Origin of the sequence: Sphingorhabdus sp. EL138 (genome assembly GCF_945882965.1) — a bacterium.
Taxonomy (GTDB): domain Bacteria; phylum Pseudomonadota; class Alphaproteobacteria; order Sphingomonadales; family Sphingomonadaceae; genus Sphingorhabdus_B.
Map to the genome: position 1 here is coordinate 1 of NZ_CAMCWY010000028.1, position 23,019 is coordinate 23,019.

A 23,019-nucleotide genomic window follows, 5' to 3' on the forward strand; every position below is an offset into this window, starting at 1 on the left:
ACTCGGTTACGCAGACCGGACCTTTGGGGGCGTTACAAAGACGCCCGGGTTCAGCCTGCCTCTGACGTGCGACAAAAGAATAAGGATTAAATGGGGCATGAACCTCATCCAAACACTCGAAGCCGAAGCTATTGCAGCTTTGTCAGAAAACAAAAAAATTCCTGCGTTCCGTGCAGGGGACACCGTTAAGGTGGGCGTGAAGGTCATCGAAGGTGAGCGCACGCGTATTCAGAATTACGAAGGCGTGTGCATCGCGCGTTCGAACAAGGGCATGGGCTCCAACTTCACCGTACGCAAAATGTCGTTCGGTGAGGGCGTTGAGCGCGTATTCCCATTGTACAGCCCAAACATCGAAAGCATCGAAGTCGTCCGGAAGGGCGTCGTGCGTCGTGCGAAGCTTTACTATCTGCGCGGCCTGACCGGTAAGAAGGCACGTATTGCCGAACGCCGTGACCCGCGTCCTATTAAGACCACCGAGGCTGCCGAATAAGGCAGGAGCCGCGTTGCGTTTCTAACCGAACACAAAAGGCCGGGCTCCGACAAAGAGCCCGGCCTTTTTTATTGCCATTGAAGGAAGTGAACATGGGTTATCGTATCGTAGTTGCAGGCGCGACGGGTAATGTCGGCCGCGAAGTCGTCAACATCTTGGCCGAACGCGCATTCCCCGCCGATGAAGTTGCGGTGCTCGCGTCATCGCGCAGCCAAGGTATCGAAATCGAATATGGCGACACAGACAAGATGTTGAAGATCCAGAATATCGAGAATTTCGATTGGACGGGCTGGGACATGGCGATTTTTGCCATCGGTTCGGAAGCAACCCAGAAATATGCGCCGATTGCCGCTGCTGCTGGCTGCGTGGTAATCGATAACAGCTCGCTTTTCCGGATGGACCCGGATGTGCCCTTGATCGTGCCTGAGGTAAACCCAGACGCGATCGACATTTACAAACGCAAGAACATCATCGCGAACCCGAACTGTTCAACGGCGCAATTGGTCGTGGCGTTGAAGCCACTTCATGATTACGCCAAGATTACCCGCGTGGTCGTATCGACATACCAGTCGGTGTCGGGCGCGGGCAAAGAGGGCATGGATGAATTGTTTGAACAGAGCCGCAACATATTTGTCGGTGACAGCGCCGATGCCAAAAAATTCACCAAGCAAATTGCGTTCAACGTCATTCCGCATATCGATAGCTTTCTTGAAGATGGCTATACGAAGGAAGAGTGGAAGATGATGGTTGAGGTAAAGAAGATCCTCGACCCGAAAATCAAGCTAACGGCGACTTGCGTGCGTGTTCCTGTCTTTGTGGGCCACAGCGAAGCCGTGAATATCGAATATGAGCGGGAAATGTCGGCGGAAACCGCGCAGAATATCTTGCGTGAGGCCCCTGGCATCATGCTCATCGATAAGCGCGAAGACGGGGGCTATACGACCCCGATTGAGGCCGCAGGTGACGATGCAACCTATGTGAGCCGCGTGCGTGAGGACTCGACTGTCGACAATGGCCTTGCCTTCTGGTGCGTGTCGGATAACTTGCGCAAGGGGGCCGCGCTGAATGCGGTACAGATTGCCGAACTGCTTGGACGGCGGCATTTGAAAAAGGGTTAAGTTATGGGGCTGCAAGCTGATATATTCTGGTCGTTTCGCAGTCCGTATAGCTATCTCGCTACTCGGCGGTATCGCGCACTTTCGGAAGAATATGACCTGACGCTAAACCTGCGTCCGGTCTATCCGCTCGCCATCCGCGAACCTGACTTTTTTGAACGCAGTCATCCAAATTGGTTGCGCTATACCTTTACCGATATGTTCCGCGTTGCGCAGTTCCATGGCGTTCCGTTCGGTCCACCTAGGCCCGACCCGATTGTGCAGGATATTGCCACGCGCAAGATTGCCGAGAAGCAGCCCTATATTTTTCGCCTGACCCGGCTGGGTCAAGCGGCGGCGCGGCGCGGCAAGAGCCTTGCCTTTTGCGATGAAGTCTCACGGCTCATTTGGGGTGGGGCAGAAAACTGGCATGAGGGCGACCATTTGGCAGGTGCTGCCTTGCGCGCGGAATTAGATTTGGCAGAGCTGGATGCCGAAGCGATCAGCGACGCAGAAGCGCTTGACGCAGAAATCGCCGCCAACCAAGCTGCACTTGAGGCAGCAGGGCATTGGGGTGTGCCAACCCTCGTTTTCGATGGCGAAACCTTTTTTGGGCAGGATCGTATCGACATGGCGCTGTGGCGCATGGGGCAAAAAGGCTTGGCTGCGCGTTAGTCCGAGGCGTAGATTGTTGCAAATCGATTAAGGTTTATGAATATATCCAACAGTTTCCAAGCCCCCGACGGCGTTAAGATCGCGTGGCGCGAGACGGGGCAGGGGCGGCCTTTGTTGCTGATTCACGGGTTCATGTCCGAAGCGGAGACGAACTGGATAAAATACGGCCATGCGGCAGCCTTGGCCGATGCGGGATACCGCGTCATCATGCCTGACCTGCGCGCCCACGGCATGAGTGGCAAACCCCATGATCCCAAATATTATCCCCGCGATATTTTGGCAGATGACCAATTTGCCCTGCTTGGCCATTTGGATATCACAGATTATGACCTTGGCGGCTATTCGCTTGGCGGACGGACCGTATCGCGGATGCTCGCGCGTGGCGCAGCGCCTGGTCGGGCCGTTATCTCAGGCATGGGACTAGAGGGCCTCACTCAGACCGGAAAACGGAGCGCGCATTTCCGCCATGTCTTCGACAATTTGGGGCAGCATGAACAGGGGGCGCCTGCGTGGATGGCGGAGGCGTTCCTGAAAACCACTGGCGGTGACCCGGCGGCATTGCGACATATTTTGGATAGCTTTGTCGATACCGATGCGGCGGAGATTGCCAGTTGGACCTTACCTGTTGCTGTTATATGCGGTGAACAAGATGACGATAATGGCTCTGCCGCCGATCTTACTGCGCTTTTGCAGCATGGAAAGCTGTTCACGGTTCCAGGCAATCATATGAGCGCGGTAATCAAGCCAGAGCTCGGGCAGGCCTTTGTCGCGGCACTGACTGGCGACCGCTGGTGACGTTGCCGCCCTTCGACATTCAGCCGGTTTTGAGTGGCGTGTGCGTAACATTGCGGCCATTATTGGCGCGCGATTGTGATGCACTTTATGCCGTCGCCTCCGACCCCGAAATTTGGGCGATGCATCCATTTCGTGATCGGTACAAAAGGGAAGTCTTTGAAGGCTTTTTCGCTGATGCCATTGCATCGCAGGGTGCCTTTGCCATTTTGGACCGAGCGTCAAACGAAATCATCGGCGGCACGCGCTTTTCCGCTTACGATCCGGCAACGCAAGAAATAGAAATCGGCTGGACGTTCTTTGCCACCGCATATTGGCGCACGGGCATCAATCGCGAAGTGAAGGCGCTGATGCTCAGGCATATCTTCCAATTTGTCAGCATTGTTGTGTTTCAGGTGGGCGCACATAATTTGCGCTCCCGCACTGCGGTGGAGCGATTGGGCGGGACGTTAGTACGCGAGTATAAGCGCCATCATGGTGCGGAGGTGTATGACTACACAAGCTATTATCTGACGCGCGGGGGTGCCCTGTCAGGGGCGTTGGCAGCGTCATTGGTGGCAGACTAGCATTGGATAGCGAATCTGCCCTAGAAAGGCGTTTCTGGAGGTTCTGGCTGTCCGGCATATTGTTGCTCGCGGCGCTGATTGTTATGAATGTCTGGCTGGTCACCGAAGCCGCGCCATTGGGGATCAGCGACCATCAGGCCGCCGGTAATGCGGCGCGCGTTGACATCATCCACGCTGACTGGGCAGCATCGGGTGTGATGGACTTGGCCATCTACAGCATGGCGGCGGACCTCATCTTTATCGCGGTTTATGCATGGGGCGCTTTTGCAGGTGGGCGGATGTTTGCCGCGTCGCCGCACGCCATGCTCGCTCGGCTTGGTAAGGTCGTCATGGTCGCAGCCGTCGGTTTTGCCATTGCCGATTATGCTGAAACCATTAGCCAGATCATTCAGGCGGCAGTTACCGGTGGGCATGATATGCTTTCCGGCGTCGCCGCCACCGCGCGGCCCGTTAAAACAATATTGTTTTTGGTGACATTCTTCGGTGTGCTGGTTGGCTTGGCCATTAGAAACTGGAAACGCCGCGCGGCTTGACGGGGTAGGCTGAAAGTTTAAACACCGCGTCGAGATATCTGTCAGGAACCCAATATGAAAAATCGGGAACTATATAGATAGCTAGCCAAACGCCGTCGGCGGATGGCGGCTAATAAGTGGGAACCCGTTTGAACGCGATGCTCGAAATGGCGGCGTCGGTTACATTGCGAGATTTATGGGTTCGCGACCTAGTCTGTTGGTTTTGCTGCGGGTTTCGCCGGGGCGGCCTTCTTCACCGCTGGCTTGGTCCGTGGTGCAGGCTTCGCCGCGGCGGCGGGCTTTGCAGCAGGCTTGGCCACTGGCTTCTTCGCAGCGGCCTTTTTCGCAACAGGCTTTTTAACAGCTGGCTTTTTCGCAGCAGGTTTTTTCGCAGCAGGCTTTGCGCTGCTCGCGGTCTTGCGCGCATACACCTTCTGACCAGCCACGGCTGCCGCTGCTGCGGCTGCTGCGGTTGCGATAACTGCGCCAGCAACGGCGGCGGACTTGCCGGGATTTTCCTTAATGACTGCACCAGCGGTCGCGGCGGCACTTGAGGCGGAATCTACGGCTGACTTGGCGGTGGTAGACGCAGTCTCGGCCGCAGACCGGGCTTTACCGGAAAGGGTATCGGTCAGATCGCGCAATGTGGTCAAAACCTTGCTGAACACACCTTTTTTTTCGGGCTTGCTTGGCATAAGCCGTTCCTCCTTGGGTTGTAATGCAAACTTGATAATCGTTTGGACTAAAGTTCGTTCCCGCGTGCTTATCGGAATGGTGGTTCGTTGAATGCGCGTAACTTGCGGCTGTGTAAGCTATTTCCAGCCTCGCGAAGCAACTCACATGTTTGAATGCCGATCTGTAAATGCGCGGCAATCGCCTCTTCGTAGAAACGGTTTGCTTGACCGGGCAACTTAATTTCTCCGTGCAGCGGTTTGTCCGAAACACATAATAATGTGCCATAGGGCACGCGGAAACGATAGCCCTGCGCCGCAATTGTCGCCGACTCCATATCGATGGCAATCGCGCGGCTTTGCGAGAAACGAAGCGCGGAGGCGGAATAGCGCAATTCCCAATTACGGTCGTCGGTGGTGACAACGGTGCCTGTCCGCATCCGCCGTTTGAGGTCTGCGCCGCTGGCGCCCGATACATCCTCCGCTGCGCTTGCTAAGGCTACTTGCACTTCGGCAATGGGCGGGATGGGAATTTCAGGTGGCAGAACTTCGTCTAAGATATGGTCATCGCGCAAATATGCATGGGCGAGGACATAATCGCCAATCCGCTGAGTCTCACGTAGGCCACCGCAATGACCAATCATCAACCACGCTTCAGGGCGAAGCACCGCCAAATGGTCGCAAATCGTTTTGGCATTGGACGGACCAACGCCAATATTCACTAAGCTAATACCCGAACGGTCGGGAGCGATCAGGTGATAGGCCGGCATCTGGTGCCGACGCCATGTGCTATCGGCGACAAGCTGCGCTGCATCGTCTGTTGGCTGATCCACATATAGGCCGCCAGCGCCTGACAATGCGGTATAGCGTCCATTGCCGACTTGCTTGCATGCCCAACTGACGAATTCGTCGACATAACGGTGGTAATTGGTGAACAGAATATAATGCTGCACATGCTCGGCAGGCGCGCCCGTGTAGTGGCGCAAACGCGCCAATGAAAAATCGGTGCGGAGGCCATCAAACAAAGCAAGTGGCGAACTATTATTGCCCTTTACGCGCAACAAACCGTCGGCGATTTCGTCGCCAATATCGGCCAATTCGGTGGTGGGGAAATGACGTGCTAGCTCGTTGGGACTTACGGTCCCAAGTTCAAGATCGGCCGATCCATCGAGAACATAAGGGAAGGGGATTTCTTGGCGACTGCGGCCAACCGAAATCTCGAGTTCATATTGCGCATTCAAAAGATCGAGCTGCGCGCCAATATAATCGGCAAAAAGATCGGGCTTGGTGAAGGTGGTCCGGAACGTGCCGATCTTCTCCAGCTTGCCAAATGCGAGGTTCGATTTGGTCTCGCGTGTTTTGCCGGCATAAGTGATGATGAGTTCGGGATAACAGAAGTCATTGCTTGCGCGCTGATCTGCACTTGGGGGAACCCCATCCTTCAAATAAGCCGCAAGCGCGGATTGAAGCCTTTTTACCGAAGATTCATATTCGGTAACGAGTTGTTTAATGATGTTTTGAGCGTGTTGCGTAGGCATAAGCACGCTTCAACGAATTTTACGAATTTGGCAACAAAAAAGGGAGGGTGACCCCTCCCTTTTAAATGCAGCTTCTGTGGATCTAGCAATAGATTAGAGCTGTCCGAGCATATATTCTGCTGAACTTACGTTGAAATCGCCCGGTGCTTCGACATTAACTTGCTCAACGATGCCATCGTTGACGACAAGCGAGAAACGTTGCCCGCGCTTGCCCATGCCATATGCGCTGCCGTCCATCTCTAGACCGAGCGCAGCAGCAAAATCGCCATTTCCGTCGGCGAGCATCGTGATTGCGTCCGAGCCGCCCGACTTGTTCCAAGCGCCCAAAACAAAGGCATCGTTGACTGCGGTGCAGGCGATTTGATCAATGCCCTTGGCGGCAAGTTCGTCTGCCTTTTCGACAAAGCCGGGCAGGTGGCGTGCCGAGCATGTTGGCGTGAAGGCACCCGGCACGGAGAATAATGCAACGCGGCGTCCAGCGAAATATGCCGCAGACTGAACGGGTTGAGGGCCTTCGGCGGTTGCCTTGACCAGTTTGACGTCAGGGATTTTATCGCCAACAGAGATGCTCATGAGATATTTCCTTTAGCAAGAGAGAGCGTTGCCGCTTCATCTGGGACGCGCCTTACCAAGGCAAGTGGGCTATGTTTAACGGCGCTTTTTTTAAGGTTAATGACATCTGTTTTTTTAAGTTTGATGACATCAGTATGCGTTGCGTTTCTGACAAAGCGCCCCATCGGGAAAGCATATAAAGCAATCTTTATATTTGATTTTCGGGAAATCTGCCGTTAAGGGCCAAGGCATCTGAAACCTCCCGGAGAATAAGCCTGTGGCTTTTAACGATTATGTCATTGCCGATATAGGCGAGGCCGATTTTGGCCGTAAAGAAATTAACATTGCCGAAACCGAAATGCCCGGCCTTATGGCGTTGCGCGAGGAATTTTGTGCGTCGCAACCTTTGAACGGTGCGCGCATTGTGGGTTCGTTGCATATGACGATTCAAACCGCAGTGCTTATTGAAACGCTGACGGCGCTTGGCGCGGATGTGCGTTGGGCGACGTGCAACATTTTCTCGACACAAGACCATGCCGCAGCCGCCATTGCTGCGCAGGACATTCCTGTGTTTGCAGTCAAGGGCGAAAGCCTTGCGGATTACTGGGATTATGTCGGCCGCATCTTCGATTGGGGTGACGAGACCACTGCGAACATCATCCTCGACGATGGTGGCGACGCCACGATGTTTGCATTGTGGGGCGCAAGGCTTGAGCGCGGCGAAAGCTTTGGCGAGCCGGAGAATGAAGAAGAAGTTGAATTCCAGCGCGCTTTGAAGGCATTTGTTGCCAAGAAGCCGGGTTACCTCACGCAAACGGTCAAGAATTTGAAGGGCGTTTCGGAGGAAACTACGACGGGCGTTCACCGCTTGTACGAAATCGCGAAGAAGGGCGAACTGCCTTTTCCCGCAATCAACGTCAATGACAGCGTTACCAAGTCGAAGTTCGACAATCTTTACGGCTGTAAGGAATCGCTCGTAGACGCCATTCGTCGCGCCACTGACGTCATGCTCGCCGGTAAGGTCGCATGCGTTGCTGGCTTTGGTGACGTTGGCAAAGGCTCGGCGCAGTCGCTCCGCAACGGCGGCGCGCGGGTGATGGTCACGGAGGTTGATCCGATCTGCGCATTGCAGGCCGCAATGGAAGGTTTTGAAGTTGTGACAATGGAAGAGGCCGTGCAACGCGCGGATATCTTCTGCACAGCAACCGGCAATGCCGACGTTATCACCGCCGAGCATATGATGAACATGAAGCCCATGAGCATCGTGTGCAACATCGGTCACTTTGACAGTGAAATTCAAATCGCAGCTTTATCAAATTATAGCTGGACCGAAGTGAAGCCAGGAACGGATCTCGTTCAGTTCCCGGACGGCAAGCAGATCATCGTTCTTGCGAAGGGCCGCTTGGTCAACCTTGGCTGTGCAACTGGACATCCAAGTTTTGTGATGTCGGCAAGCTTCACCAACCAAGTGCTCGCGCAAATCGAGCTTTGGACCAATGGCGACAATTATAAAAACCAAGTCTATGTTTTACCAAAGCATCTCGACGAGAAGGTCGCGACGCTTCATCTCGAAAAGCTTGGCGTGAAATTGACCAAGCTGACGGACAAACAAGCTGGATATATTGGTGTCTCGACCGAAGGGCCATTCAAGCCAGACCATTATCGCTATTAATCACCGATCAGTTTGTGACGAAAAGAGAGCCTGCTGCGGAAACGTGGTGGGCTTTTTTCGTTGCGCGGCTCGAGCGCATGCTTGCTGTGCCCTTGGCCCAGAAGATAATTGAATTGCATGCTGGCACTTTTCATTTTCCTTCTGCAAAAGGTGCGGGAACCACAATCATCATGGCGCTACAGAAGATATGATCATTCCAACCGACGAGGATATGCGCGCCTTTGGCCATTCGCTCTCTAAAGACCTAAAGCGTTCGGACTGGGTGGCGATCAACGGCCCGCTTGGTGCTGGCAAGACCGTGTTGTGTGCAGGGATATTGGCGGGCCTTGGGTATGAAGGCGAAGTCGCCAGCCCGTCTTACGCCATCGTCCACAGCTACGAACCGCCAGATGTTTTGGTTGCCGTTGCCCATGTTGATTTGTATCGGATTGATTATACTGACGAATTGGACGAACTGGGGCTGGCAAACGAGCGCAGTGAACGTATCACGCTCGTTGAGTGGGCCGAACGCTTTGGTTCCGCTTATGTGGTGCCAAGCCATAAAATTGACATTGCACCGCAAGCGGACGGAAGCCGAATACTGACTTTGAAAATGGATATAGATGACACAGGTAATTAATATGGCGCCGCCCGCTGGCTTGGATGCATTTCTGACGTTGCATGGCTGGGAAGGCGCGCACGTGACGCCTGTTGCAGGAGACGCGTCTTTCCGCCGCTATTTCCGCGTGGAGTCCGCCACGCGCGGCAAAGCGATTTTGATGGATGCGCCGCCACCGCATGAGGATCCGCGCCCCTTTATTCATATTGCGGAATATCTGAACGGGCATCAGTTTCGCGCGCCAAAAATCTTTGCCACCGATCTGACGCGCGGCCTGTTGCTGCTGGAGGATTTTGGCGACCGGCGGATGCGGGAGCATTTGGACGAACATCCCGAAGATGAGACCGCAGTCTATCGCGCGGCCATTGATGCTATTGTCGAGTTGGCGCAAACTCCGCCTGTGCAATCGCAAGGCTATGACATGGCGACCTACATGCGCGAAGTGCAGCTGTTGTCCGAATGGTACATGCCGGCCATGGGGTTATCATTTGATGTTAGCGCATTTGACCACATCTGGACCGAGGCGCTGGCCCCGCTTGCGGATTATCAGAAGGTTACTGTGCTGCGGGATTATCATGCCGAAAACATCATGCTGTTGGATGATGGGCAGCAGGGGATAATTGATTTTCAGGACGCTTTGGTCGGGCATCCTGCATATGATCTGGTGTCCTTGCTGCAAGATGCGCGCCGGGACGTTTCGCCCGCGCTTGAGGCAGAGATGCTGGCCTATTATCATGATGCGGCAAAACCTGATGCGGATTTTGGGGCGCAGTATGCCTTGCTGGGTGCCCAACGAAATACCAAGATTATCGGCATCTTTACGCGGCTATGGAAGCGCGATGGCAAGGAACGTTATGTGTCGTTCTTGCCCCGCATGTGGGGGTTGCTGGAGCGCGACTTCGCCCACCCCGACCTTGCGCCGGTCAAACACTGGTTCGACACGCACATTCCGCCGCACGTGCGCGAGACAATGCCTACGGAATTACGCATCAATGGTTAAGCCTGTTGATACAGCGATGATCATGGCTGCGGGCAAGGGGACGCGTATGATGCCCCTGACCGCCGACCGGCCAAAGCCGCTGATCGAAGTGGGCGGCGTTGCCTTGCTCGACCATGTGCTTGGCCATTTGCGGGATGCCGGCATCGGCAAGATCGTCGTCAATGTGCATTATCGCGCAGAGCAAATAGAGCAACATTTAGCAGCATCAGCGGATGACTTGGATGTGCGCATATCCGACGAACGCGATGTGTTGCGCGACACAGGCGGCGGTTTGGTTCACGCGTTGCCGCTCATTTCCGACGATCCCTTCATTTGCGTCAACGCCGACAATTGGTGGACCAATGCGGGCAAGAATGCGATCTCGCAGCTGATGGCGCATTGGGATGATGCCCGCATGGACGTTCTCATGCTCCTCATTCCGCGAGATATCGCTTACAATAGCCAGGGCAATGGCGACTTTAACATGGATGCAGACGGCCGATTGTCGCGTCGCCAGGGGGACGCGCCTGCAGCCTATGTGTGGACTGGTATCCAGATGCTTTCGAAGCGTCTCATTGTCGACCCGCCTGCGGACGTGTTTTCAACCAATATATTTTGGGACCGGGCAATCGCTAAGGGCCGTTGCATGGGCGTGATACATCACGGGCTCTGGTTTGACGTCGGCTATCCGGCGGCCATTGCGGCAACAGAAAAGAAGTTGGCGGAACAATATGGCAGATAAAGGCTCGCCCCCGCGTGCCCATGTGTTCAACGTACCGCTGGGTAATGACCTATGCGATGTAACCGTGCAATGGATATTGCAGTCGGCGGGCGCAGACCCGCTTGCGATCTGCAACAGTATATTTCTCCTGCCGAATAACCGCGCAATCAAGGCAATGACGGAGGCTTTTGTTCGGCAGGCGGCACCGGGTATGCTTTTGCCGCATATGGTTGCCGTGGGTGACATGCAATTGGACGAAGCCTTGGGACCAATGCTTGACCCCATCGCGGCGAGCGGCGCGATATGGCCAGCAATCGCTTCGTTTGAGCGGCTGATGCTGTTGGCTAAGCTCGTCAAAGACTATCAGCCCGCTGATGCCCCGCTTTCGTCTGCAGAAGCGTTGCGACTGGCGCGCAAATTGGCAGAATTGATCGACGCGCTTGAGGTTGATCTGGTCGATTTTACCCAGTTCGCAGACATCAAAATAGAGGCTGATTTGGCCGGACATTGGCAAAACGCCTACGCTCGGCTTTTGCAGATATTGCCGGCGTATCGGGCCGCGTTAACTGCGCGAAAATTGATGGGGCCAGCCGAACGCCGGAACCATTTGCTTGCCGCGCTTGAGCAGCGTTTAGCGCAAAATGTTGATACGGGTCCAGTTATAGCGGTGGGGATTACGACATCTGCAAAGGCTGTGGCCCGCGTGCTGCGCCGCGTGGTACGCATGCCGAACGGGCACGTTATCTTACCGGGCGTTGACCTTAACCTGTCTGACGCGCGTTGGGATGATCTGTCGCCGCCCACTGAAGATAGCCCAGGCTTTGCGCGCCGTCGTAATGTGGAGGTCCATCCGCAGTTTCATTTGAAACATTTGCTTGAACTTATGGGTATTGACCGCAGCGAGATTGACGTCCTCCCAACCGCCAGAACTGAGCCAGAATCTGCTACGATTTCCGAAATCTTCTGCCTGCCGGAACAGAGCATACATTGGCAGGACCTGCCACCGCTGCGCAAAAGCCTTCCGAACGCAAAATGGCTCGAGGCAGAAGATAGCGCGCAAGAGGCAAAGGCAATCGCCGTGCACATCAGGGGCGCGCTGGAGGTTGCCGGAAAGCGCGTCGCCCTGATTACGCCCGATCGCGAATTGGCGGTGCGCGTGGCTGGGCAGTTGCATAGATGGGGCATAGAAGTCGATGACAGCGCGGGCATACCCTTGCTGCAAACACCGCCGGGCACGCTTGCATTGGCGCTGGTGGACGCAATCTGGAGCCGCTTCTCCGCGTCGAGCATATTGGCCATTGCCAAGCACCCTTTGGTGTTTGCCGGCACACAAAGGCTCGCTTGGTTGGACCATGTGCGGCAGCTTGATTTGGCCTTGCGCGGCACGGCCAGCAGCATTGGCCTTTCGGCGATTACACGACGGCTTGAGACGGCGCGCAAACCAAACGCAGATTTAATCGCATGGTGGTCTGGGGTTGCGACGCAACTGGCACCGCTCGAAATGGCCGATGGTCAGCCATTTGGGGATGTTCTGGCATCCTTACGCGATGTTGCAACGGCGCTTACCGATGGCGGTATTTGGCGTGGCGCGAGTGGCCGCGAGTTGACGCGGAACTGGGAGGACGTAACCTCAAGCGATCTGTCCACACTTGGCCGTGTCGATGCAACAGGTTTGGTTGCGACGTTCAGAGAAATTTTCTCCGGCGCGGTTGTGCGTCCCCCTTATGGCGGGCACCCGCGCGTCGCGATTTACGGTTTGTTAGAAGCGCGCTTGCAGCAGGCAGATTATGTGATCTGCGCTGGCCTGAACGAGGGTACATGGCCGCAAATCGCGCAGCCTGATCCTTGGTTGGCCCCTGCCATTCGGCGTCACCTGAAACTGCCGACGTTGGATCGGAATATTGGCCTTTCGGCACATGATTTGGCGACGGCACTTGGCGCGCAAGAGGTGTTGTTGACTCGCGCGCGGCGCGACCGGAGCGGGCCAACGGTCGCGTCACGCTTTTTGTTGCGGATTAAAGCGCTGATTGGGGAGGCGCTTGCGGGTGATGACGCGCTGTTGGCGTGGGCAGACTCGCTTGATCATCCTGCCGAAAAGGAGCCGTTTGCCGCGCGGCCAGTACCCATGCCGAACGCGGAGCAGCGCCTAGTTTCCTTATCCGTTACCGATTTCGACCAGTTGAAATCTGACCCTTATTCCTTTTACGCCAAGCGCATCCTTGGCCTTCCTGTGCTGGAAAAGGTCGATGCCGAACCCAGCTACGCTTGGCGCGGCAGCCTTGTGCACGACATATTGGAAAAATGGTTCACGCACGACAATTGCGCGGTCGATAAGCTTGTCGCGCGTGCGGATGCATTGTTGGCGCAGGAGGCGGCGGATCCATTGCTGCGCACATTTTGGCAACCGCGCATTGCCGCTGGTTTACGCTGGGTGGCGGATGAGACCAAACGCTTGATGGCGGAGGAGGGGCGCGTCGTGGCGGTTGCCGAGCAACCCGGCACCGTCCATATCAAAGGCATCGCCGTCAGGGGGCGGGTTGACCGTATTGACCGGACCGCAGATGGCGACTTGGTCATCATCGACTATAAAACCGGTATGCCACCATCGACCAAGCAGATTAACGCAGGATTCGCGCTGCAACTGGGCCTCATTGGCTATATGGCCGAGGCGTTGGCTATTAAGGGTGTGTCAGGCACAGCGAGCCATTTCGAATATTGGAGCCTTGCCAAGAAAAAGGATATCTTCGGCCATATTGCCGAGCCCACAAGTACGCGTGCGGCGGATGATAAGCCGGAGCGCGCGGACTTTGTTGCCTTTGCAGTGGCGCAAGCGGAGGTCGCGATCAGCAAATGGATATTAGGCAACACGCCTTTTACCGCAAAGTTGCATCCCGAATTTGCGATCTATGGCGATTATGACCAATTGATGCGCCTACAGGAATGGAATGGGCGTCAGGCTATAATTGAGGATGCGGCATGAGCGCTGAACCCAAAAAGCTGCACCCATTAATCCCCGCGCAAAGCAGCGCGGTTGTGCCGGACGACAATATCTGGCTGAGCGCTTCGGCAGGGACGGGTAAAACGCAGGTGCTGACTGCGCGCGTCATTCGGCTGTTGCTGGAAAATGACGTTGAGCCGGAAAATCTGTTGTGCATCACCTTTACTAAGGCTGGCGCGTCCGAAATGGCGGACCGGATCAATCAGCTTTTGGCGACTTGGGTGCAGATGGACGATGGAATATTGTTCCATGACCTTGAGGCTATTGGCGCTGATGCAGGTCCCGAGGCGCGCAAGAAAGCGCGGCAATTGTTCGCAAAGGTTCTGGATGCGCCCGGCGGCGGATTGCAGATATTGACCATCCATAGCTTCTGCCAATCGCTGCTCGGCAGCTTTCCGGAAGAAGCGGGACTGGTGCCGGGCTTTAAGCCTGTTGAGGGGCGCGAGCAGCGGGAATTGCTCGACGCGGCGCTCGCGAATTTGGTTTTGGATGCCGAAGCGCGCGGTGACGGCAGGATAATCGCCAATTTGCAGGAATTGAGCCTGAACATGGGCGAGGACGGCGCCCTGCGCTTCTTGCATCGTACGGCAGCTGCGCCCGATATGATGGCTTCAATCCCCGATGATGCCGGCGCGGTGGCTTGGGCGCGGCGGTTGGCGGATGTCAGTTTTTCAGGCACTGTCGAAGAAATGCTGGCGGCCGCGTTTGCCGACGAACATGTTCCGCGCGCGGATCTGCAATCTATTATCGACGCCAATCTTTTATGGTGCAAAAATAAATTCGATAGCCGCGGCGGTAAGCGCGCGGCGGTGCTTCAGGACTGGCTGTCCCGTTCTCCCGCCGAGCGTGCAGCTTTATTCACGGAGCTTCATAGTTGTTGGTCAAATAAGAACGGCGAAATGCAGGTTTCGTCCAAGGGCCATACCCCAATGACGGACGCATATGCCGCGCAAGCGTTGGAGCTGTTCCAATGGACCAACCCGTTGATGGGGCAGGTTGTGCGCGCTCAATATGCGGACAGGCTTGCGCAGGCCTTGTTGGTCGGCAAGGAATTTGCGGCCCAATATAGCAAGGCGAAACACGCGCTTGGCGCGGTGGATTTTGACGACATGATCCGGCGCACGGCGGCGTTGCTGCAACATGGTCAAATGGCGGATTGGGTGCGGTTTAAGCTAGATCGGCAGATTGATCATATATTGGTCGATGAGGCGCAGGACACCAATGTCGCGCAGTGGGATATCATCAGCGCACTCAGCGATGATTTTTACAGTGGCATGGGGGCGCAACCCGACAAGACACGCACTTTGTTCTCTGTCGGCGATTTTAAGCAAGCCATTTACGGGTTCCAAGGGACTGCCCCCGAACGCTATGAAGCAGCGGGGGAATATTTTGCCGAGCGTATCGGTAAATCGGGGTCCGAGCTGAACCGGCTTACTTTGTCGCAAAGCTTCCGTTCAACTCCGCCGATCCTTGAGTTCGTGAATGCCGTTATCGAAGTGGCTGGCCCTGAAAGTTTCGGTATAAAAGGGGAAATTGCCGTGCATTATAGCGACAAGCCGCATATCGGCATGGTTGAGTTGCTGGAACCCATATCCGCCAAGCCCAATGCGCAAGATGACAGCGGTTCGGACGAAGAAGAAGATTGGTTCAGCGACGAAAAACGCGCTCTGGCCGAAAAACTGGCGGATCATGTCAAGGCGCTGATTGACGCAAAACCATGGCTCGTCAGCAAAGGCCGCCCCCTTGAACCCGGCGATATCCTGTTTCTATTGCGTAGCCGTGGGGAGATGGCGTCGATGTTGGTGGCGCAATTGCATGAACGCGATGTGCCCGTTGCAGGTATCGATCGGCTTCGATTGTTGCAGCCATTGGTCGTGCAGGATTTGTTAGCCGTCATCAAATTTGTGCTTCAACCCAATGATGATTTTAGCCTGGCTTGTGTGTTGGTTTCACCCATCATTGGCTGGTCGCAAGAAACGTTGCTCCAATATGGCTATGTCGGCGACCGCAAGGGCAGTCTGTGGCAGCATGTTCGTGATCGGCCCGAATTAACCGCGCAGATGGCTCCGCTGCGCGACATGCTGGCGATGGCCGATTTCACGACCGTCTATCATTTCCTTGAACAAATCTTGTCCGGCCCCATTGGCGCGCGGCGTAAATTCATTGCGCGGTTAGGCAGTGAGGTTTTGGTGCCCATTGAAGAGATGCTGAACTCCGCGTTGCAATTTGAACAGCAACACAGCGGGGGCTTGCAAAAATTCCTTGCATGGTTCGACCGTGGTGACACCGAGATCAAACGCGAGGGCGACAGCAGCAGCAAAGAGGTCAGGATCATGACCGTCCATGGTGCAAAGGGCTTGCAAGCCCCTGTGGTCATTTTGGCCGATGTCACATCTGACCCAACCAAGAAGCCTGACCACTCTGTCGAGCTGTTAATGGCCGAAGGGCAGCGCATACCATTGTTACCCATTCGCAAGGCGGAACAATCGGGGCAGTTGCTGGAAACCGTGGAGCGGCAAAAGACCCGCGAGCTGCAGGAACACAAACGCTTGCTCTATGTCGCGATTACGCGGGCCGAAGAGCGGCTGATCATGGCCGGGTCATTGGGCATCAGCCGCAAGGGAGAGCCGCCAACCGAAAGCTGGTGTGCGCTTCTGCAACGGGGCATGGCGGCACTTGGGTGCGATTGGGAGGATGACGTGCGCTGGGGCAGGGTGATGCGTCATATCGGGCTTCAGGGGGCTTACCTGACGCCGCCAGAGGGCAACCATATTACCTCTGCGCAAGCTGAACCGTTAGTTGCCACACCGCCTTGGCTTTTCGCCCCAGCGCCAGCCGAGCAACGCCCACCGCGTCCTTTAGTCCCATCGCGTCTGGATGATGATGATTATGGCGATGCGCCAGCCACTTCGGCAATGCGCAAGGCGGCGGTGCGTGGCAAGCTTATCCACGCTGTGTTGGAACGCATCACCAATGACGTTTCGCTCCAAAAAGCCGAGCAATGGTTAGCCGCGCAGACGCCCGATACCGACATTGACCCGGCACAGCTTATTGCCGAGGTTGGCGGTATCGTGAACGACGCGCAATGGGGGGCGTTTTTTGGTCCCTCTGCCCGCGCTGAGGTGCCATTGGTCGCAGTGGTTGGCGAAACGGTGATTAACGGACGGATCGACAGGTTGCTGGTTGAACCCGGTCTGGTGCGTGCCATTGATTTCAAAACGGGTCGGCAGGTGCCGCAAGATGAACGAGGCGTGCCAGCCGCGCATTTGCGGCAAATGGCGCATTATCGTGCCGCATTGCAGACGATTTTCCCAGAATCGCGGATAGAGGTATCTTTGTTGTTCACGCACGCGCCGCGCTTCATAACGCTTTCCGATGCCATCTTGGCACCTTATTACCCCGCCTCTTGACGTGTTCAGCAAAACTATTGCGCATGGTGCTTGTCAGTCCTTGGCGGCGTGAATACATAAGGCATAACAAAGGAGATTGATATGGCTACCAAAACCGTAGGTGATAATGACTTCGCCGCAACCGTGCTGGCATCAGGCAAACCCGTATTGGTCGATTTCTGGGCCGAATGGTGCGGCCCTTGTAAAATGATCGGCCCAAGCCTTGAAGAAATCAGTGAAGAGCTTGCCGGACAAGTCGAAATCGTGAAGCTGAACATTGATGACCATCCCGATACGCCTGCCAAATATGGCGTGCGTGGTATTCCCACAATGATCCTGTTCAAAGGTGGTGAAATTGCGGATACGAAGGTTGGCGCAGCGCCCAAGGCACAGTTGAAAAGCTGGCTCGAAGCCGCGCTTTAGGGTCCTGACCCTAGCTGCGATAATCGGCGTTGATGCTGATATAACCATGGGTCAGGTCGCACGTCCACACCGTGGCGTGCCCCGACCCAAGGCCAAGATCAACGCCGATCTCGATTTCCTTTTGCTTTAGGTGGCGTGCCACCGGCGCTTCGTCATAATCTGCCACCGCAAGGCCGTTGCGCGCGGCCAACGTCGCGCCAAAGCGGATGGATAGCGTGTCGCGGTTCGCAGGCTCGCCGGCTTTACCAACGGCCATAACGACGCGGCCCCAATTGGCATCCTCACCCGCAATCGCCGTTTTGACCAAGGGCGAATTGGCAATGGCCAAGCCCACGCGCCGTGCGCTGTCATTGCTGACGGCCCCCGTCACCTGAATTTCAATAAACTTCTGCGCCCCTTCGCCATCACGCACCACAAGATGCGCCAGTTGGCGGCAGACATCACCCAGCGCGGCTGCAAAGGCGTCTGCGCCGACGTCTTCAAACGAGGTCAACCGCGCATTGCCTGCCTTGCCTGTAGCAAAGGCGAGCACCGTGTCGCTGGTGGAGGTGTCGCTGTCCACGGTAATGCAGCTAAAGCTTGATTGATTGGCGGCGGACAAAAGTTGCTGCAAGAACGCCGCGTCGACGGCGGCGTCGGTAAAGACATAACCCAGCATCGTCGCCATGTCCGGCGCGATCATGCCCGAACCCTTGATAATGCCGACAAGCTGAACCTTGCGGCCATCGACCATCGCGCTGGCCGTTGCGCCCTTGGCAAAGGTGTCCGTGGTCCCGATGGCTTGGGTGACATCTTCCCAACTGCATATAGCAGCATCAAAAACCGCTTGAAGACCGGCCTGCGCCTTGTCGATGGGCAAAGGCACGCCAATGACGCCGGTTGAAGACACGAATATCTCCGTCACGTCGCAGTTCAAATGGGCCGCCACTTGGCCCGTAATCGCGTCCACCGCATCTTTGCCGCGCTGCCCAGTGAAAGCGTTGCTATTGCCCGCATTGACCACCAACGCCCGCGCACTGCCGTGCGGCAAATGCGCGCGGCAAAGATCAACCTCGGCTGAACAGCAAAGATTTTGCGTGGTTACGCCCGCAACCGTGGTGCCAGCATCAAACGTAACATAGCTCAGGTCACAGCGGTTCCATTCCTTATACCCCGCCCGCGCAATACGCGGCGTCGCACCAGCAATGTCGGGCATGATAGGAAAAGGAGCGGCGAGTGGAGAAGTGCTAGACAAGCAATTGGAACCTTGTAATATTTTGAGAATTCTCTGTAGGGCGCGTAAATGGTATATTTCGTCTATCTGCTGGCCGCAATTGGCGCAACTGGCAATGCACGCTAGCCAACACGCTTCGGGATAGACGGAGCGGCTTTGTTTCCCTATACGCGTCGCAGCACCTCATAGGGCAAAACATGCGTTTACTGATTTATCTACTGGCGATGATGAGCGGATTTTCCGTTGCGGAGGCGGCGCGTCCAGTGTCTTCGGCGTCGGCATCGATGGATTCAGCGGTTGCGCAGGCTTATGTTGCGGCTGCGGCGCTTGAAGCTGTCGCCGCTTGCGAACCCGTGGTCCGTGAGACTGCGAAGGCGCGCGCGGCACTTGCACCCGCCGTCGGTGCAGCGACCCTGGTTGCCGTAACGCCAGATACGCCGATTGACCGGCATGATATCATCTTAGGTTAGGCTTTCTGCGCCCTTTTGGGTGCGTTTAATAGCTACCTACCGCGCGCCAACCGCGCGCGTCCCCCGCATATTTCAAAGGAATTATCCATGCTCGGCGGATTTGCTAAAGCCTTATTCGGGTCGTCGAACGACCGTTACGTAAAATCAATCATGAAGATTGTTGAAAACATCAACGCGCTTGAAGGCGACATCGCCGCCATGGACGATGAGCGGCTAAAGGGGCAGACGCCGTTATTTCGGGATCGTCTGGCCGCCGGAGAGGCGCTTGACGATATCCTGCCAGAGGCTTTTGCAACTGTGCGCGAAGCATCAAAGCGCGTCATGGGTATGCGCCATTTTGATGTGCAGATGGTCGGCGGTATTGTGCTGCATCGCGGCGAAATCGCCGAAATGCGCACGGGTGAGGGTAAAACCTTGACCGAAACATTGGCATGCTACCTCAACGCGCTTGAGGGCAAAGGCGTTCATGTTGTGACCGTCAACGACTATCTGGCCCGCCGTGACGCGGAATGGATGGGGCGGATTTACGGGTTTCTTGGCCTCACGACAGGGGTTGTCGTTCCAAACATCGCTGAACAGGAACGCCGCGACGCTTATGCTTGCGATATCACCTATGCGACGAACAACGAACTTGGTTTTGATTATTTGCGCGACAATATGAAATATGAACGCGCGCAAATGGTGCAGCGCCCATTCAATTTCGCGATTGTCGATGAAGTCGATTCTATCTTGGTTGATGAAGCGCGGACTCCTTTGATTATTTCTGGCCCGACCGACGACAAATCCGAATTATATATGCAGGTCCATGCCGTCGTTCTGCAGTTGGACGCGGGCGATTATGACAAAGACGAAAAGAGCCGCAACGTTACGCTAACCGAAGATGGCACTGAGAAGGTTGAGCGGATGCTTGAGGACGCTGGCTTGCTGACGGGCTCTAATCTGTATGATTATGAAAACACCTTGGTTGTCCACCATCTTGACCAAGCGCTTAAAGCCAATGTGATGTTCAAGCGCGACATTGATTACATCGTCAAGGATGGCAAGGTCATCATCATCGACGAATTTACAGGTCGCATGATGGATGGACGTCGCTGGTCAAACGGCCTGCACCAAGCGGTTGAAGCCAAAGAAGGCGTCCAGATCGAGCCTGAAAACCAGACGCTGGCGACCATCACTTTCCAGAATTATTTCCGCATGTATCCCAAATTGTCCGGGATGACGGGCACCGCTGCTACCGAGGCTGGCGAGTTTCATGAAATCTACAAGCTAAACGTGGTGGAAATACCCACCAACGTGCCCGTTCGGCGCGTGGATGAGGACGACCAGTTCTACAAAAATACCCAAGATAAATTCGGTGCCATCGCCAAAACAATCAAAGAGGCAAATGACCGCGGTCAGCCCGTATTGGTCGGAACGGTGTCGATTGAAAAATCAGAACTGCTGTCCGAATTTTTGGAGAAGGAAGACGTCAAGCACAGCGTCCTGAATGCCCGCTTCCACGAGAGCGAAGCGCATATTGTTGCGCAAGCCGGGCGTTTCGGCAGCGTTACCATCGCCACCAACATGGCGGGTCGCGGTACGGATATTCAGCTAGGCGGTAACTTTGAATTTCGGTTGAATGACGAATTGCGCGATATGCCCGAGGGGCAGGCGCGCGATACAGCCATTCAAGCGTTGCAGGACGAAATCGCTGCTGAAAAAGCCAAGGTCATCGAAGCCGGCGGATTATTTGTTCTTGCCACAGAACGCCATGAAAGCCGCCGTATCGACAACCAGTTGCGCGGCCGTTCGGGGCGTCAGGGTGACCCTGGGCTCTCCCGCTTCTATTTGTCGCTCGACGATGATCTTTTGCGTATCTTTGGGTCCGAAACCTTGTTCTCCAGAATGATGAACTCCAGCCTTGAAGATGGCGAAGCGATTGGCGGCAAATGGCTGTCGAAAGCTATCGAAACCGCGCAGAAAAAGGTAGAGGCGCGCAATTATGATATCCGCAAGCAGTTGGTTGAATATGACAATGTCATGAATGACCAGCGCAAGGTCATTTATGAACAACGCAGCGACATCATGGATGCGCAAGACGTCGATGATATCATTGAGGATATGCGCAACGATACCGTCAACAACCTTGTTGGCGACCATTGCCCCGAGGGCACTTATCCCGAGCAATGGAATATCGAAGGTCTAAAGCAAAAATCCACTGAGCTGCTGGGGCTGACGCCTGACATCGACGCTTGGTTGAAGGAAGACGGCCTTGAACCGGAAATCATCGAAACCCGCATCGCCGATATGGCGACCAAAAAGTTCAAGGCGAAGGGCGCTGGTCTTGATGATGATATCTGGCGTCAGGTCGAAAAAAGTATCTTGCTGCAAACGCTTGACCATCATTGGAAAGAGCATTTGTCGACGCTCGATGCCCTGCGTCAGGTGATTTATCTGCGCGCCTATGCGCAGAAGAATCCGATCAACGAATATAAGCAAGAGGCATTTGGCCTATTTGAACGCATGTTGTCCGCCATCCGCGAAGGCGTGACTAAGACCATCGCCACCAATGATTTCCGCGCGGAGGAAGAGTTTGTTCCGCAAGACTTGCCTGAACTACCCGATTTCCTGACAACGCATATCGACCCGTTTACCGGCGAAGATAACAGCGATGATATCGACGCAGGTTCGCTTGGATTGGTGACGACGACGATCCCGCGCGCTGTGGCTCCATCGGGTTTCAACAACCCATATGCAGGCGACCCTGATCTGCGCCGCAACGACCCATGTCCCTGCGGTTCGGGAAAGAAATATAAGCACTGCCACGGCGCATTTTGATAAGCAGATGACGGAGCGGCCAAGATGATCTGGCTGGCCAGCCTCTTTGCTCTTGTCGCCTTTGTCTATGCGTCTGTTGGCTTTGGCGGCGGGTCCACGTACACGGCGTTGCTGGCCTTGTGGGGGGTGGATTACCGGCTGATCCCCGTGATTGCACTTGTCTGCAATATCATCGTCGTGACCGGCGGCAGCATTCGCTTTGTGCGGGCTGGCCTGGTGTCCTGGCCGCAGGTTTTGCCTTTGCTCTTGGTGTCAGCGCCGCTCGCCTTCGCAGGCGGGCTGGTGCCGCTGAAACAGGTCGTGTTCCTGACGATATTGGGTGGCGCGTTGTTGGCGTCGGCCATCGCCCTTTTTCTCCAAGCGGATAAGATGACGCCGCGCGCAGTTCCAAAGCCATTGTTGCTGGCGCTTTCGGGCGGCGTAGGCTTATTGGCTGGCCTGTCGGGTATCGGCGGGGGCATATTCATGGCGCCAGTCTTACACCTGATCCGCTGGGCAGAGCCACGCCGCATCGCCGCCTTCGCGTCGCTTTACATATTGATCAACTCGGCGGCGGGCCTGCTTGGCCAATTAGTGAAATCAGGGGCGCATTCGCTAGCCGAGCCTGCGCTGCAATATGGTCTGCTGCTCGGCGCTGTGTTGGTCGGCGGACAGTTGGGCAGCCTGTTCGGAATGCGCTATTTCTCCCCACATTTGTTAAGGGCGCTAACGGCGTTACTGGTCGGCTATGCCGCGCTTCGGCTACTCTGGCAGGCCCATGGGCCACTTTAGAGACTGCTGAGCCACAAAAATTGGCTCCCCGGGAGGGATTCGAACCCCCGACCAATTGATTAACAGTCAGTTGGGAAA

General features: G+C 55.5%; 21 protein-coding genes. 16 read left to right on the top strand and 5 right to left on the bottom strand.

What is annotated here, in order from left to right:
* Positions 1 to 97 precede the first annotated feature (97 nt).
* The 6 genes from rplS to Q0N43_RS10785 all read left to right on the top strand — a co-directional run bounded on the left by rplS (position 98) and on the right by Q0N43_RS10785 (position 4,150).
* Positions 98 to 490, top strand: a complete 393-nt coding sequence (rplS, locus tag Q0N43_RS10760) for a 50S ribosomal protein L19 (RefSeq protein ID WP_295446215.1) — start codon at positions 98 to 100, stop codon at positions 488 to 490.
* Between the two features lie 92 nt (positions 491 to 582).
* Entirely contained in the window at positions 583 to 1,608 is a 1,026-nt protein-coding gene (locus Q0N43_RS10765; RefSeq protein ID WP_295446217.1) for an aspartate-semialdehyde dehydrogenase, read from the top strand.
* 3 nt (positions 1,609 to 1,611) lie between these two features.
* Positions 1,612 to 2,259: a DsbA family protein gene (locus Q0N43_RS10770; RefSeq protein ID WP_295446219.1), complete on the top strand. Its 648-nt coding sequence runs from the start codon at positions 1,612 to 1,614 to the stop codon at positions 2,257 to 2,259.
* A gap of 36 nt (positions 2,260 to 2,295) precedes the next feature.
* A complete protein-coding gene (locus Q0N43_RS10775; RefSeq protein WP_295446221.1) occupies positions 2,296 to 3,054 on the top strand; it encodes an alpha/beta fold hydrolase in 759 nt (252 codons plus the stop codon).
* Positions 3,051 to 3,617 carry a GNAT family N-acetyltransferase gene (locus Q0N43_RS10780; RefSeq protein WP_295446222.1) on the top strand — a complete coding sequence of 189 codons (567 nt, stop codon included), beginning with the start codon at positions 3,051 to 3,053 and terminating at the stop codon, positions 3,615 to 3,617. The genes Q0N43_RS10775 and Q0N43_RS10780 overlap by 4 nt, the downstream gene beginning before the upstream one ends.
* Before the next feature lie 2 nt (positions 3,618 to 3,619).
* A complete protein-coding gene (locus Q0N43_RS10785; RefSeq protein ID WP_295446224.1) occupies positions 3,620 to 4,150 on the top strand; it encodes a hypothetical protein in 531 nt (176 codons plus the stop codon).
* Between the two features lie 188 nt (positions 4,151 to 4,338).
* Here the strand turns inward: Q0N43_RS10785 and Q0N43_RS10790 are convergent, their stop codons facing one another.
* From Q0N43_RS10790 to Q0N43_RS10805, 4 genes are all read right to left on the bottom strand, one after another.
* The gene (locus Q0N43_RS10790) at positions 4,339 to 4,824 is read right to left on the bottom strand and encodes a hypothetical protein (RefSeq protein ID WP_295446226.1); all 486 of its coding nucleotides are present in this window, start codon (positions 4,822 to 4,824) and stop codon (positions 4,339 to 4,341) included.
* Between the two features lie 68 nt (positions 4,825 to 4,892).
* Complete coding sequence (locus Q0N43_RS10795) at positions 4,893 to 6,338, bottom strand: AMP nucleosidase (RefSeq protein WP_295446228.1); 1,446 nt, start codon at positions 6,336 to 6,338, stop codon at positions 4,893 to 4,895.
* A 93-nt stretch (positions 6,339 to 6,431) separates the two neighbouring features.
* On the bottom strand, positions 6,432 to 6,911 hold the full coding sequence (locus Q0N43_RS10800) for a peroxiredoxin (RefSeq protein WP_295446229.1): 480 nt from the start codon (positions 6,909 to 6,911) through the stop codon (positions 6,432 to 6,434).
* Entirely contained in the window at positions 6,908 to 7,075 is a 168-nt protein-coding gene (locus Q0N43_RS10805; protein ID WP_295446231.1) for a hypothetical protein, read from the bottom strand. The genes Q0N43_RS10800 and Q0N43_RS10805 overlap by 4 nt, the downstream gene beginning before the upstream one ends.
* A 92-nt stretch (positions 7,076 to 7,167) precedes the next feature.
* On the opposite strand from Q0N43_RS10805, the gene ahcY reads away from it, so the two are divergent.
* From ahcY to trxA, 7 genes are all read left to right on the top strand, one after another.
* Positions 7,168 to 8,562 (top strand): adenosylhomocysteinase, encoded by a 1,395-nt coding sequence (gene ahcY / locus Q0N43_RS10810; protein ID WP_295446234.1) that lies wholly within the window; start codon positions 7,168 to 7,170, stop codon positions 8,560 to 8,562.
* A 187-nt stretch (positions 8,563 to 8,749) separates the two neighbouring features.
* Complete coding sequence (gene tsaE, locus Q0N43_RS10815; RefSeq protein ID WP_295446236.1) at positions 8,750 to 9,181, top strand: tRNA (adenosine(37)-N6)-threonylcarbamoyltransferase complex ATPase subunit type 1 TsaE; 432 nt, start codon at positions 8,750 to 8,752, stop codon at positions 9,179 to 9,181.
* A gap of 1 nt (position 9,182) precedes the next feature.
* Entirely contained in the window at positions 9,183 to 10,160 is a 978-nt protein-coding gene (locus tag Q0N43_RS10820; RefSeq protein ID WP_295446252.1) for a phosphotransferase, read from the top strand.
* Complete coding sequence (locus Q0N43_RS10825; RefSeq protein ID WP_295446238.1) at positions 10,153 to 10,881, top strand: nucleotidyltransferase family protein; 729 nt, start codon at positions 10,153 to 10,155, stop codon at positions 10,879 to 10,881. Before Q0N43_RS10820 ends, Q0N43_RS10825 begins: the two co-directional genes overlap by 8 nt.
* Entirely contained in the window at positions 10,871 to 13,840 is a 2,970-nt protein-coding gene (gene addB, locus Q0N43_RS10830; protein WP_295446240.1) for a double-strand break repair protein AddB, read from the top strand. The genes Q0N43_RS10825 and addB overlap by 11 nt, the downstream gene beginning before the upstream one ends.
* Positions 13,837 to 17,268 carry a double-strand break repair helicase AddA gene (addA, locus tag Q0N43_RS10835; protein WP_295446242.1) on the top strand — a complete coding sequence of 1,144 codons (3,432 nt, stop codon included), beginning with the start codon at positions 13,837 to 13,839 and terminating at the stop codon, positions 17,266 to 17,268. Before addB ends, addA begins: the two co-directional genes overlap by 4 nt.
* 81 nt (positions 17,269 to 17,349) lie before the next feature.
* Positions 17,350 to 17,670 carry a thioredoxin gene (trxA, locus tag Q0N43_RS10840; protein WP_295446243.1) on the top strand — a complete coding sequence of 107 codons (321 nt, stop codon included), beginning with the start codon at positions 17,350 to 17,352 and terminating at the stop codon, positions 17,668 to 17,670.
* 10 nt (positions 17,671 to 17,680) lie between these two features.
* Here trxA and argJ read toward each other — a convergent pair whose 3' ends face one another.
* Positions 17,681 to 18,904: a bifunctional glutamate N-acetyltransferase/amino-acid acetyltransferase ArgJ gene (argJ, locus tag Q0N43_RS10845; RefSeq protein ID WP_295446245.1), complete on the bottom strand. Its 1,224-nt coding sequence runs from the start codon at positions 18,902 to 18,904 to the stop codon at positions 17,681 to 17,683.
* 176 nt (positions 18,905 to 19,080) lie between these two features.
* On the opposite strand from argJ, the gene Q0N43_RS10850 reads away from it, so the two are divergent.
* From Q0N43_RS10850 to Q0N43_RS10860, 3 genes are all read left to right on the top strand, one after another.
* Complete coding sequence (locus tag Q0N43_RS10850) at positions 19,081 to 19,353, top strand: hypothetical protein (protein ID WP_295446247.1); 273 nt, start codon at positions 19,081 to 19,083, stop codon at positions 19,351 to 19,353.
* An 87-nt stretch (positions 19,354 to 19,440) separates the two neighbouring features.
* Complete coding sequence (secA, locus tag Q0N43_RS10855; RefSeq protein ID WP_295446249.1) at positions 19,441 to 22,170, top strand: preprotein translocase subunit SecA; 2,730 nt, start codon at positions 19,441 to 19,443, stop codon at positions 22,168 to 22,170.
* Between the two features lie 24 nt (positions 22,171 to 22,194).
* A complete protein-coding gene (locus tag Q0N43_RS10860; protein ID WP_295446251.1) occupies positions 22,195 to 22,941 on the top strand; it encodes a sulfite exporter TauE/SafE family protein in 747 nt (248 codons plus the stop codon).
* Positions 22,942 to 23,019 lie beyond the last annotated feature (78 nt).

Bases quoted from the DNA above. Each gene is read 5' to 3' on its own strand.
- Q0N43_RS10820 (WP_295446252.1), top strand. From the start codon at position 9,183: ATGGCGCCGCCCGCTGGCTTGGATGCATTTCTGACGTTGCATGGCTGG.
- Q0N43_RS10795 (WP_295446228.1), bottom strand. From the start codon at position 6,338: ATGCCTACGCAACACGCTCAAAACATCATTAAACAACTCGTTACCGAA.
- Q0N43_RS10765 (WP_295446217.1), top strand. From the start codon at position 583: ATGGGTTATCGTATCGTAGTTGCAGGCGCGACGGGTAATGTCGGCCGC.
- addA (WP_295446242.1), top strand. From the start codon at position 13,837: ATGAGCGCTGAACCCAAAAAGCTGCACCCATTAATCCCCGCGCAAAGC.
- Q0N43_RS10800 (WP_295446229.1), bottom strand. From the start codon at position 6,911: ATGAGCATCTCTGTTGGCGATAAAATCCCTGACGTCAAACTGGTCAAG.
- trxA (WP_295446243.1), top strand. From the start codon at position 17,350: ATGGCTACCAAAACCGTAGGTGATAATGACTTCGCCGCAACCGTGCTG.
- Q0N43_RS10770 (WP_295446219.1), top strand. From the start codon at position 1,612: ATGGGGCTGCAAGCTGATATATTCTGGTCGTTTCGCAGTCCGTATAGC.
- Q0N43_RS10825 (WP_295446238.1), top strand. From the start codon at position 10,153: ATGGTTAAGCCTGTTGATACAGCGATGATCATGGCTGCGGGCAAGGGG.
- Q0N43_RS10805 (WP_295446231.1), bottom strand. From the start codon at position 7,075: ATGGGGCGCTTTGTCAGAAACGCAACGCATACTGATGTCATCAAACTT.
- Q0N43_RS10790 (WP_295446226.1), bottom strand. From the start codon at position 4,824: ATGCCAAGCAAGCCCGAAAAAAAAGGTGTGTTCAGCAAGGTTTTGACC.
- Q0N43_RS10850 (WP_295446247.1), top strand. From the start codon at position 19,081: ATGCGTTTACTGATTTATCTACTGGCGATGATGAGCGGATTTTCCGTT.
- Q0N43_RS10775 (WP_295446221.1), top strand. From the start codon at position 2,296: ATGAATATATCCAACAGTTTCCAAGCCCCCGACGGCGTTAAGATCGCG.
- Q0N43_RS10860 (WP_295446251.1), top strand. From the start codon at position 22,195: ATGATCTGGCTGGCCAGCCTCTTTGCTCTTGTCGCCTTTGTCTATGCG.
- addB (WP_295446240.1), top strand. From the start codon at position 10,871: ATGGCAGATAAAGGCTCGCCCCCGCGTGCCCATGTGTTCAACGTACCG.
- tsaE (WP_295446236.1), top strand. From the start codon at position 8,750: ATGATCATTCCAACCGACGAGGATATGCGCGCCTTTGGCCATTCGCTC.
- secA (WP_295446249.1), top strand. From the start codon at position 19,441: ATGCTCGGCGGATTTGCTAAAGCCTTATTCGGGTCGTCGAACGACCGT.
- rplS (WP_295446215.1), top strand. From the start codon at position 98: ATGAACCTCATCCAAACACTCGAAGCCGAAGCTATTGCAGCTTTGTCA.